Source organism: Rudaea sp. (genome assembly GCF_036560865.1).
In the GTDB taxonomy this organism is placed as follows: domain Bacteria; phylum Pseudomonadota; class Gammaproteobacteria; order Xanthomonadales; family Rhodanobacteraceae; genus Rudaea.
The window spans coordinates 1-11414 of record NZ_DATBQK010000067.1 but is presented as its reverse complement, the minus strand read 5'-3'; the positions used below and the strand labels follow the sequence as shown (position 1 = coordinate 11414).

At 61.8% G+C, this 11414-nt stretch carries 9 protein-coding genes; 3 read left to right on the top strand and 6 right to left on the bottom strand.

What is annotated here, in order from left to right; genetic code table 11:
• Together VIE67_RS07195 and VIE67_RS07190 are read left to right on the top strand one after the other, a co-directional pair.
• The coding region (locus VIE67_RS07195; protein WP_332024711.1) for an ATP-binding cassette domain-containing protein at window positions 1–963 on the top strand (963 nt) is incomplete at its 5' end.
• A 100-nt stretch (window positions 964–1063) separates the two neighbouring features.
• Entirely contained in the window at window positions 1064–1516 is a 453-nt protein-coding gene (locus VIE67_RS07190) for a hypothetical protein (protein WP_332024709.1), read from the top strand.
• A 262-nt stretch (window positions 1517–1778) separates the two neighbouring features.
• Here the strand turns inward: VIE67_RS07190 and VIE67_RS07185 are convergent, their stop codons facing one another.
• Complete coding sequence (locus VIE67_RS07185) at window positions 1779–3386, bottom strand: carboxyl transferase domain-containing protein (protein ID WP_332024707.1); 1608 nt, start codon at window positions 3384–3386, stop codon at window positions 1779–1781.
• A 103-nt stretch (window positions 3387–3489) separates the two neighbouring features.
• On the bottom strand, window positions 3490–5436 hold the full coding sequence (locus VIE67_RS07180; protein WP_332024713.1) for a winged helix-turn-helix domain-containing tetratricopeptide repeat protein: 1947 nt from the start codon (window positions 5434–5436) through the stop codon (window positions 3490–3492).
• A 142-nt stretch (window positions 5437–5578) separates the two neighbouring features.
• On the opposite strand from VIE67_RS07180, the gene VIE67_RS07175 reads away from it, so the two are divergent.
• Window positions 5579–6220, top strand: coding sequence for a hypothetical protein (locus VIE67_RS07175; protein WP_332024705.1), 642 nt, complete (start codon window positions 5579–5581; stop codon window positions 6218–6220).
• 91 nt (window positions 6221–6311) lie between these two features.
• On the opposite strand, the gene VIE67_RS07170 is transcribed toward VIE67_RS07175, so the two are convergent.
• The 4 genes from VIE67_RS07170 to VIE67_RS07155 form a co-directional block, all read right to left on the bottom strand.
• Window positions 6312–6686 (bottom strand): hypothetical protein, encoded by a 375-nt coding sequence (locus VIE67_RS07170; protein WP_332024703.1) that lies wholly within the window; start codon window positions 6684–6686, stop codon window positions 6312–6314.
• 97 nt (window positions 6687–6783) lie between these two features.
• The gene (locus tag VIE67_RS07165) at window positions 6784–7956 is read right to left on the bottom strand and encodes a thiolase family protein (protein ID WP_332024701.1); all 1173 of its coding nucleotides are present in this window, start codon (window positions 7954–7956) and stop codon (window positions 6784–6786) included.
• Window positions 7957–8408: 452 nt separating this feature from the next.
• Window positions 8409–10919: a beta strand repeat-containing protein gene (locus tag VIE67_RS07160; RefSeq protein ID WP_332024699.1), complete on the bottom strand. Its 2511-nt coding sequence runs from the start codon at window positions 10917–10919 to the stop codon at window positions 8409–8411.
• A gap of 198 nt (window positions 10920–11117) precedes the next feature.
• Window positions 11118–11414, bottom strand: a 297-nt coding sequence (locus VIE67_RS07155) for an acyl-CoA dehydrogenase family protein (RefSeq protein ID WP_332024697.1), incomplete at its 5' end; no start/stop codon positions are given.

Sequence of the window (11414 nt, the reverse complement as noted above, 5' to 3'; positions counted from 1 at the left end):
GGCGGCATCGTCACCTTCGTCAACTTCGCCTTGATGCAGATCGGCAAGCTCGAACAATTCGCGGGTTTCATTTCCGGCCTGTTTTTCCAGACCCCCTCGTTGTCCGATTTCTTCGCCGTGCTCGACGCCAAGGCAGTGCTGCAGGAAAAGCCGGGCGCGCCGCCACTGCCGGCCAACGTGCGCGGCGATGTGCAGTTCGACAACGTCTCGTTCGGCTACGACGCCTCGCATCCGGCGCTGAGAAACCTGAGCTTCCGCATCCCTGCCGGAGGCACGGCGGCGATCGTGGGGCCGACCGGCGCCGGCAAGACCACGGCGCTGACCTTGCTCTATCGTGCCTACGATCCGAGCGCGGGCCGCATCATGATCGACGGCATCGATATCCGTGAAGTCGGCCTGAATTCACTGCGCGAACACATCGCCGTGGTGTTCCAGGATCCCGGCTTGTTCTATCGCTCGATCGCCGACAATCTGCGCATCGGCAACCCCGAAGCAAGCGACGCTGAACTCGAGGCTGCCGCGCAGGCCGCCGAGGCGCACAACTTCATCATCGTCAAACCCGAGGGCTACTCGACCCTGGTCGCCGAGCGCGGGCGCTCGCTCTCCGGCGGCGAACGCCAGCGCCTGTCGATCGCGCGCGCAATGCTCAAGGATGCACCGATCCTGATACTCGACGAAGCGACCAGCGCGCTCGACAATGCGACCGAGGCGCGCATTCAACGCGCGCTGAATGCATTGACTAAAAATCGCACCACCTTCGTCATTGCGCATCGACTGACCACCGTGCGCAATGCCGATGTGATCCTCGTGCTCAAGGACGGCCAACTGATCGAGCAGGGCCGTTATGCCGAACTGGTCAAACTCGGCGGCGTGTTCGCCGAACTCGACGCGCAAGGCAAATTCGTGCCCGATGCCGAAGAGGAAGCCGGCAGCGATGCGGAAGATCTGCTGATCTCCGGTTAACATTACGCTCGGGTAAAGTACACTTTGACCCATGGCTGCGACACGGAGCGAAGTCCGCGCAGCACATGTTATCTTTGCTCATTCGTCATGAGGTACCGCCATGCGTTTTTGCACCGCCTTGATCCTGGCCGGCATGCTGTCGGCATTGCCGGGTCTCGCCGCCGCCGATCAGGCCAGCGAGGCTGCGCTCGAAGCGCGCGTGAAAGCGCTGGAGCAGCACATCGCCGAGCTTGAAGCGAGATTGAACGTAGTCGCTTCTCGGCAGGCGCCGCCGCCCTCCGCAGCGGGCGCCGCCGGGGCGCCCTCAATGGCGGCAACTGCAGCACCGGCGACGAGTGTGGCCGCCGCCGCGCCGCGCTGGACCGATTCGGCCAACTGGGGCGCGATCAAGACCGGGCTGGGCTGGAGTCAGGTCAAGGCTCTGCTCGGCCCCGCGGGCAGGGTAACCACGGGCGTGTTCGGCGATGTCTGGTACTACCCGGACGACAGCGGCGGCCGCGTTATCTTCGATCGCGACGGGCGCGTGTCGGAATGGAATGCGCCGGGGCACTGATCCGGCCATATCGACCGGCTAGTGTGTCGTTCCGCAAATAACTTTACGTACGACGCTTTCATTCCCTTCTCCCGCTGGCGGGAGAAGGTGCCGAAGGCGGATGAGGGTGGCGCAGGTGAAGCGCACACCGCTCCATGTCGCGCCACCCTCACCCGGCGCGCCGTGCGCGCCGACCTCTCAGCTGTGCACTCCCTATGGTCGCCGCAGCGGGAGAGGTGACAATGGCAAGTTACAAATGAAACGCGACACTACATCGCGCTGACTACATCCGGAACACGCCGAAGCGTTGCTTCTCGATCGGCGCATTGAGCGCGGCGGAAATAGCCAGTCCGAGCACGCGGCGCGTATCCGCCGGATCGATCACGCCGTCGTCCCAGAGGCGCGCGCTGGCGTAGTAGGGGTGGCCCTGGCGCTCGTACTGCTCGCGGATAGGCGTCTTGAATGCGTCCTCTTCTTCCTTCGCCCATGTCTTGCCCGCGGCTTCGATGCCGTCGCGGCGCACCGTGGCCAGCACTGAGGCGGCCTGTTCGCCACCCATCACGCTGATGCGCGCATTCGGCCACATCCACAGAAAGCGCGGCTGGTAGCCGCGACCGCACATGGCGTAATTGCCGGCGCCGAAACTGCCGCCGATGATCACGGTGAATTTCGGCACGTGCGAGCAGGCGACTGCGGTGACCATCTTCGCGCCGTCCTTGGCGATTCCTGCCTGCTCATACTTCTTGCCGACCATGAAGCCGGTGATGTTCTGCAGGAACACCAGTGGAATATCGCGCTGATTGCACAATTCGATGAAATGCGCGCCCTTGAGCGCGGACTCGGCGAAGAGGATGCCGTTGTTCGCCACGATCCCGACCGGATAGCCGTATATATGGCTGAATCCACAGATCAGCGTCTTGCCGTAGCGCGCCTTGAACTCCTGGAATTCCGAACCGTCGACGATGCGCGCAATGACTTCGCGGATATCGAACGGCCGGCGCGTGTCCTGCGGAATGACGCCGTAGATCTGCTCGGGCGGGTAGAGCGGCTCGCTGGGTTCGCGGATCGCCAGCGGCACCTGCTTGCGCCGGTTCAGATTCGCGACGATATCGCGCGCGATGCTGAGCGCATGCGCATCGTTCTCGGCGAAATGATCGGCGACACCCGAGATCGAGGTGTGCACGTCGGCACCGCCGAGCGACTCGGCATCGACGACTTCACCTGTCGCTGCTTTCACCAGCGGCGGGCCGCCGAGAAAGATCGTGCCTTGTTCCTTGACGATCACCGTCTCGTCGCTCATCGCCGGCACATAGGCGCCGCCCGCGGTGCACGAACCCATCACTACGGCGATCTGTGGGATATTCAGCGCGGACATGCGCGCCTGGTTGTAGAAGATGCGGCCGAAGTGGTCGCGGTCGGGAAACACCTCGTCCTGCAGTGGCAGAAACGCACCACCCGAGTCGACGAGGTAGATGCACGGCAGGCGATTCTCCAGCGCGATTTCCTGCGCACGCAGATGCTTCTTCACGGTGATCGGAAAATAGGTGCCGCCCTTGACCGTCGCATCGTTGGCGACGACGACGACCTCACCGCCATGCACGCGCCCGATGCCGGTGATCACGCCGGCGCACGGCGCGCTGTTGTCGTACATGCCGTGCGCGGCGAGCGGCGAAAATTCGAGGAACGGCGATCCCGGATCGAGCAGGGCGCGCACGCGTTCGCGCGGCAGCAGCTTGCCGCGCTCGGTGTGTTTCGTGCGCGCCTTGTCGCCGCCGCCAAGAGCCACCTGCGCCATCTGCGCCCTCAGATCGTCGACCACGGCACGCAACTGCGTCGCATTGGCCTGGAATTCGGGCGAGCGTGGATCGATCTGCGAGGCAAGAACGGGCATGGCCGGGAGGTTCGGTTGCGAGGAGCGCATCAAACCACATCCGTGCGCGCGATTGCCAGCATCGGGACTATAGGCTGGCATGGTCCAACGAAGTTGGCTCGGATCAAGTGGGGAAGTTCATTCGGCTGACGAGAGCGGAAAACCTTGGGTCCGAGCGAAGATTGTCCCAACGTGGATCGAGCCGCAACCATACGAGCCAATGGGAGCGTTCGTCGAAGGCCTTCTCCAGCCAACCGAATGCCGCATCTTTCTCATTGAGCCCCGCATAAATGAGCGCTACGCCATATGAGGTTACAAATCTGCTCTTGGAGAGCGACTCAAGTTCTGCCGTTGCCTGGTTCGCCTCTTGCATTCGTCCAGATGCAGCGTCCACCGAGCCACGGGCCGCAACAAGAACCGGCCAATTGCGAAAAGCGACCTCCGCTTTTTGGAATTCGCTTAGGGCGTCATCATATCTCTTCGATTGCTGATAGGTTCGTCCAAGCCAGAGGTGCGCCAGTGCATAGTCGCTATTCATCTCTAGAACGGCTTGCAACTGTTTGGTTGCTTCCTCGTATTTCCCGGTGTAGTAGTACTGAAAACCGACGTCAGTGTTGATCGCGAGAGAAAGCGGATCGTATTCTTGCGCGGCTCGAATTTCCTGCAGGGCTTCATTCGCTCTGCCCATCGCCAGCAAATAGACGCTATACCACTGATGCGTGATCGGATAGCGCGGATTCAACGCAATGGCTCGCTTGAACTCCGCGTCCGCCCCAGGCCAATCCCATTCGAAGTAAAACTTCTCGTAAGCCAGCGACGCGTGTGCCTCCGCAAGCGACGGGTTCAGCGCGAGCGCCTTTAGCGCATATTGCTTCGCGAGCGGAAAGGCGTCGCGAGGGGTGACGTCACTCAGATAACCCAAGGTCGTATAGGAGTCCGCGAGGCCAGAGTAAGCCATCGCGAAATTCGGATCGATTTCAATCGACCGCCGAAACTGTTCGATCGCACGCTTGATCCCACCTGCGGATCGCTGATTCCAGTAATAGCGGGCCTCGAGATAGGCACGGTAGGCATCCGGGTTGTCCGTTGCGCGGTAAGCGAGACGTTGTTGATCTTCCCCGGTCAGGGCGGGCCTCAGCTCGTGCGCCACATCCCGCACGATTTGCCCCTGCAAATGGACCAGCTCGCCAGAGTCGCCCTCATAATTTGCACCCCAGATTTGTGAGTCCCTCGCCGCATCGACAAGGTCGATCTGTATCCTCACCTTGCTGCCATTGCGGATCATTTTGCCCATAATCACAGCAGCAACGTGCAGTTCGAGTCCAACTTTACCTGGCTCGACAGTCGGGCTCTTGTAGCGAAACGCGCTCGCTCTTGGTGTTACGCGAATTTCGGGCAGCAACGTAAGACTGTTGATGATGCTCTCGGTGATTCCATCCGCAATGTAATCATCGGCGGCGCTGCCGCTACTGAAGGGCAGAACTGCCACGGATGTAAATCCGCTCGGAGGCGATTTGACTCGTTCGCGCAGAGTGAGGCCAGCGCCAATTGCGATCAGCGTGAATAAAGCGATGATCGACCGACGCTTCCACATGGCGCCGGTTCGCTTGCCAGCGCTCGCTTCTTCACGCGGGGGAGCGATGTGCTGAACCACTGCATCGGTCTTTGCGTTCGCGCCGACGGGACTGCGTGACGCTTCGGGTACCGCGGGTCCTGCCGCTGGAACCGACTGTGGCCGGACTGACTCCTCTCCGGTTGTAACCGAGGCAGCGAATCGGTATCCCCGTCTCGGAACCGTCTCGATCCAGCCGTTTCTATCCGGCGCGTCCGCCAGAGCCTTGCGGAGCACGGAAATATTGACGCTTAAGTTGACTTCCTCGACCACAAGACCCGGCCAGACTTCGCGCAACAAGTCGTCCTTGCCCACAAGGTGGCCTTCGTTGCTGACCAGGACAACCAGAAGGTCGAACGCCTTACCTGTCAGGGCGACGGGCTGTCCGGCTCGGAGCAACAGTCGCTCCCTCTGGATAAGGGTGAACTCCCCGAAGCGGAAAGTCGTCGGTGTGTGCATGCTCACGGTTAGGGGTTAGGAAATTTGCAGTAAAAATCCAGCCAATTTGCAAAGACGCAAAGTGGTTTGGCGCCTGATGATGCTAGCACACGCCGTGTGGAGAACGTTCTTGCGACGTGTCCACCACAGACAGGAGATTGAGATGTTCAACCGTACGAAATCAACCATCGCCAGATTCAGCATATTGCTGTTCGCAGCGGTACAGGTACCACTATATGCGCAGGACGAGGGAGCACTGCGGACGCCAAAAGGTGACATCGCGCTTGAACTGGTCGGCCAAGTGTTGAATGTGCCGGCGACGCCAACCTCGGAGCAGTACGGGTATCTGTCGTTTGTACGCGGCATCGACACGGTCTTCACGTCAACGTTTCATAACGAAACGACTGCGCTTTTCACGTTCTATACCGCGGCGAATACCACACAGGTGATCAACAACGGAAACCTCCGAATTGTCGATCGAATCGGTACAACGACCATCTACTTTAATGACGCGCCAAATGGAAATTTCGCTGTTCCGAATACATTCGCAAGTGGAACGCCAATTCTAACGATGTCGCTGAAGCAGCAGGTAATCCTGGATCTAGTGGGAAACACGTTCACGGCGGTGAACATCAACACGGTAACTTCGCGAAGCGCTTTCGTTGTGTACGGAAATAAATTCCATTTTGGCCATGTCGGGGAGCAGTTCAGAACTTTCATCAGTGGACGAGGAAACAGCACGGGAACGCCGGCTGGCTTTGTGATCGGCGGCTACGTAGTACCCATTGCGGAGTCAACTCAATAGGTGAACCAGCAACCGCAAAACCCCCTCACCAAAAACAAAACCGGCCGCACAGGGCGGCCGGTCGTCTACGAACGAAATGCGCTGCGGCTAATCAGTGACCGCTGGCATCCTTCTTCGCCGCCTCGTCTGCCTTTGTGGCGGCGTCCTTGACATCCGCGGCTCCCTGCTTGGCGGTGTCGGCGGTCTCCGCCGCGCTGGTGGTGGCGGCCTTGCCGGATTCCGCGGCGGCTCCGGCTGAGGCCGCAGCGCCGGTCATGTCGCCGGATTTGGCCTGGTCGGCGGCCTGTTGCGCCGAAGCGGCGGCGTCCTTCGCCTGTTGCGCGGTCTTTTCGGCGGCAGCCTTGGTCGCCTCAGCGGCAACCTTGGCCTTGGCGGCGGCATCGGCCGCGGCCTGTTGGGCGTTATCACTGCACGCGCCAAGTGCGGTTGCGAGTGCGGCGGCGATCAAGATTTGTTTGAACTGCATGGAGAGCCTCCCGGGGAAATTTGTGTGGGTGTTGCGGTACGGAACGATGATGCCCGATTCGCGGCGGCGCGGATGTACGCGCCGCTGGGTGCGGAGCTTACACCAGCTCGACGGCCAGCGCAGTGGCTTCGCCGCCACCGATGCACAGAGACGCGACGCCACGCTTGCCACCGCGCGCCTTGAGGGCGTGCAACAGGGTGACGACAAGGCGTGCGCCGGATGCGCCGATTGGATGGCCGAGCGCGCAAGCGCCGCCATTGACGTTGAGTTTTTCGTGCGGCACGCCGAGTTCCTTCATCGGCGCCATGGCGACCACGGCAAAGGCTTCGTTGACCTCGAATAGATCCACGTCCTCGACCTTCCAGCCTGCCTGCTTGAGCACGCTCGAAATCGCGCCGATCGGTGCGGTCGTGAACCACTCGGGTTCATGCGAATTGGTCGCATGGGCGACGATGCGCGCCAGCGGTTTCAAGCCGCGCTTGGCCGCTTCGTCGGCGCTCATGAGGATGGTCGCGGCGGCGCCGTCGGAAATGCTCGACGAGCTCGCGGCGGTCACGGTGCCGTCTTTCTTGAAGGCGCCTTTCAGCGTCGGAATCTTGGCGATATCGGACTTGCCCGGCTGCTCGTCGGTGGCGAACTCGACCTCGCCCTTGCGCGTGGCGACCTTGACCGGAACGATCTCCGCGGCGAACGCACCCGAGGCGATCGCGGCCTGCGCGCGCTTGACCGATTCGATCGTAAAGGCGTCCTGCGCTTCGCGCGTGAAGCCGTACTTGGCGGCGGTCGCTTCGGCGAACACGCCCATCGACTGACCGTCGTAGGGATTGGTCAGACCGTCCCAGGCCATGTGGTCGACCAGCTTGGCGTCGCCGTAGCGCAGGCCGGTGCGCGCGGCGACCATATGTGGCGCGTTGGTCATCGACTCCATGCCGCCGGCGACGACGATGCTCACTGAACCGGCCTTGATCAGATCGTTGCCGAGCATGATCGCCTTCATGCCCGAGCCGCAGACCTTGTTGATCGTCGTGCAGCCCGCCGATTTCGGCAGCCCCGCGGCGAGCGAAGCCTGGCGCGCGGGTGCCTGGCCCAGATTGGCCGGCAACACGCAGCCCATGATCACTTCGCCGACATCCGCGGCCGGCACGCCGGATTGCTCCAGAGCGGCCTTGATCGCCGTCGCGCCGAGCGTGGTGGTGGGCACGCCGGTGAACTGACCGAGCATGGAACCGATGGCGGTGCGCTTGGCGCCGACGATGACGATATCTGACATGACGTTTCCTTGGTTTGGCGGCGGAGGTGGGGTGGCCGATGATTATCGCGCCGTGGACGAGTTGCGGCAAATACGGACTGAGATGGGGACTTACCACGATATGCAGTCGACCAGGCGATAGTTCAACGATCGCGCATGCCGTCAGCGAACGGCTTAGGAAACTCCGAACAACTCTCCGTTCGCCCTGAGCCCGTCGAAGGGCGCATTGCAAGGGCGCGCAGGGTTTCTCGGAGCGTGCTTCGACAAGCTCAGCACGAACGGTAGTTTTTCAGAGGATCCTTAGGCGAAGCTGGTCCTTAGGCGAAGCTGGTCGAGTGGATTGACGCTGCGACGAAGATTGCGTCGGACAAACACCCGCCGCGAGCTTGCGCTTGCGTGCTGAGGCCATCAGTCACGCAAGCGCAGCAGACTTTACTCAATTAATTTTCTGCAATCGATCGTAGTCGTGTTGATCAGCGGGTTCGAGCGCGTCGGTAGTGGAGGCGCAGACCAATCGCAACGAACGCCAGCACCAGCAGCACCAGACTCCAGCCACTGAGCAATGGAACCGGAATGCTCGGCGCGAGCACGTTGACCGTGGCCGCTGCCGTGCCGCCGGTGCCGCCCTCAGTTGAGGTCACTGCGCTGGTGACGTTGTTCTGCACTCCGCCCACAATACCCCTGACATTGACCGAAAACGTGCAACTGCTGCTCGCGGCGAGGGTCGCGCCGCCGAGACTGACGCTAGTGGAATTCGCCACGGCGGTGATCGTGCCGCCTCCGCAGGAGCCGGTCAGGCCGTTGGGTGAGGCGACCGTCAGCCCGGATGGCAGCGCATCGCTGAAGCCGACACCGGTCAGCGTCGACGCGTTCGGGTTGTTGATCGTGAAACTCAACGACGTCGTGCCGCCCAAGGCAATCTGCGTTGCGCCAAACGCTTTGCTGATGGTCGGCGCCGCAGCCACGACCAGACTTGCGGTGTTCGACGTGGTGCCCGTGCCGCCGTTGGTCGAGGTTACCGCGCCGGTCGTGTTGTTCTTTACGCCTGCGGACTGGCCGACGATGGAAGTGATCGTAAAGCCGCATGTGCCGCCCGCGGGAACGGTTGCGCCCGCAATGCTGATACTGCTCGATCCAGAGACTGCGGTCACCGTGCCACTGCACGTACCCGACAGCCCGCTGGGTGTGGAGATGACCAGCCCCGCAGGCAGCGCGTCGCTGGCGCCGACGCCAGTCAGCGCAACCGTCGTGTTCGGGTTAGTTATCGTGAAAGTCAGCGGCGTCGTGCCGCCAACCGGGATCGACGCCGCGCCGAAGGCCTTGCTGATGGTCGGTGGTGCCACAACGGTAACGCTGGCCGAAGCCGTGCCGCCGCTGCCGCCTTCCGTCGAGGTTATCGCGCTGGTGATGTTGTTCTTCACGCCGGCCGCCGTGCCGGTGACGTTGATCGTGATATTGCACGGCTCGGTTTCCGGCAGTGACACGCCGGATAGGCTGACGCTGCCCGATCCGGCCGTGGCGGTAACCGTGGCGCCGGTACAGTTGAAGACGGTCAGTCCATTGGGAGTGGAGACGACCAGCCCGGCAGGCAGCGTGTCGCTGAAGCCGATGCCGGTCAGCGTCTGGTTGGGGTTCGGATTGAAGACGTGGAAGGTCAACGAGGTCGTGCCATTGAGCGGAATCGTTGGTACGCCAAAGGCTTTACTGATAGTCGGCGGCGCGATCACTTTGACCGAGGCAAGGGCAAAATTGCCTGCGCCGCCGTTAGTCGAGGTCACCTGCATCGTGTTTTCTGCCAGACCCGCCACGGTACCGGTGACGTTCACCGAGAACGTGCAGCTGCCGCTGGCGGCAATGGTTGCTCCAGAAAGAGAAACAGAGCCGGATGCCGCGACAGCGGTGATCGTGCCACCACCGCACGAACCCGTCAGTCCGTTCGGCGACGCGACGACCAACCCTCCAGGCGGTATGCCGGTCCCATTGGGCAGCGGGTCGGTGAACGCCACACCTGTCAGAGCCGCTGTCGCGTTCGGGTTGGTGATGGTGAAACTCAACGACGTTGTACCGCCCAACAGAATCGACGCCGCGCCGAACGCTTTGCTGATGGTTGGCGGCGCCAGGACGGTAAGCGAAGCTGCTGCGGTGTTTCCTGTGCCGCCATTCGTTGAAGTCACCGCGCCGGTAACGTTGTTCTTCACACCGGCCGAGACCCCCACGATGTTAGCCACAGTAAAGCCGCATGTGGCGCCTGCTGGAACTATCACGCCCGCAAAGCTGATGCTGGTTGACCCCGAGACTGCGGTAACCGTGCCACTGCAGTTACCCGACAACCCGCTAGGTGTGGAGATAACTAGCCCCGCAGGCAGCGCGTCGTTGAAGCCGACTCCGGTCAGCGCCGTCGTAGCGTTCGGGTTGGTGATGGCGAATCTCAACGACGTTGTACCGTTTATCGGTATCGTCGATGCGCCAAAGGTCTTCGTCGTGCTCGGCGGAGCGACCACGGTGATGCTGGCGTTGGACGTCACCACGGTCGTACCCGAGGAGGCACTAACCGTGTTGCTCAGGACCCCGGCTTGGGTTCCGACCACATTGACGGAGAACGTACAGGAAGCGCTTGCAGCGAGCGTTGCTACGGCGAAACTGAGCGACGAAGTGCCTGCCGTCGCCGTGAAGCCAGCCGCGCAAGGATTGACCAGTCCATTGGGCGTGGCTATGACCAGGCCTGCCGGAAATGTGTCGGAAACCTGCAGGGCGGTCAGCGTAGTCGCGTTCGGATTACTGAGGGTGAACGTCAGCGAGGTGGTGCCGTTGAGCGGAATCGTCGCCGCACCGAACGCCTTGGTGATTTGTGGCGGGGGAGGGGTTTGTGCCACCAATGGCAGCGGTGCCAGCGCGGCGCCGAAAACCAGTGTCAGCAGGGCCAGCGTGCCGCGTGGCACGCGGGAGACGACGGACGAACGAACCCAAGACGCAAATCGCTTCACAGGCAATCCCCTCGTTGTCGCCAGAGCACCTTGGCGGGTTGTCGCGGCCAAGCGTCGGTGCGCACCTCACGCCTGCCGGGGTGGATTAGACGCTATCGACGGAAAAAATTCCAGACGGGATTTTGCATGCGGCGCGCAGCCCGGCGTGTGGCTGCAATCGCGTTTCGCGGTCGCTATATCGCAACGAAATCAGAAGATTCAGTTCTTGCCGTGAAACAACTCACGGCCGATCAGCATGCGGCGGATTTCGTTGGTGCCGGCGCCGATTTCATAAAGTTTTGCGTCGCGCAGGATGCGTCCGGTCGGGTATTCGTTGATATAGCCGTTGCCGCCGAGTGCCTGGATCGCTTCGAGCGCGACCTTGACCGCGTTTTGCGAGGCATTGAGCAGACACGAGGCTGGATCGATACGCGACTTGATGCCGCGGTCGAAATCCTGGGCGACGATGTAGGCGTAAGCGCGTGAACTTTGCAGCGCGGTATACATATCCGCAAT

Bases quoted from the DNA above. Each gene is read 5' to 3' on its own strand.
- VIE67_RS07190 (WP_332024709.1), top strand. From the start codon at position 1,064: ATGCGTTTTTGCACCGCCTTGATCCTGGCCGGCATGCTGTCGGCATTG.
- VIE67_RS07185 (WP_332024707.1), bottom strand. From the start codon at position 3,386: ATGCCCGTTCTTGCCTCGCAGATCGATCCACGCTCGCCCGAATTCCAG.
- VIE67_RS07180 (WP_332024713.1), bottom strand. From the start codon at position 5,436: ATGCACACACCGACGACTTTCCGCTTCGGGGAGTTCACCCTTATCCAG.
- VIE67_RS07175 (WP_332024705.1), top strand. From the start codon at position 5,579: ATGTTCAACCGTACGAAATCAACCATCGCCAGATTCAGCATATTGCTG.
- VIE67_RS07170 (WP_332024703.1), bottom strand. From the start codon at position 6,686: ATGCAGTTCAAACAAATCTTGATCGCCGCCGCACTCGCAACCGCACTT.
- VIE67_RS07165 (WP_332024701.1), bottom strand. From the start codon at position 7,956: ATGTCAGATATCGTCATCGTCGGCGCCAAGCGCACCGCCATCGGTTCC.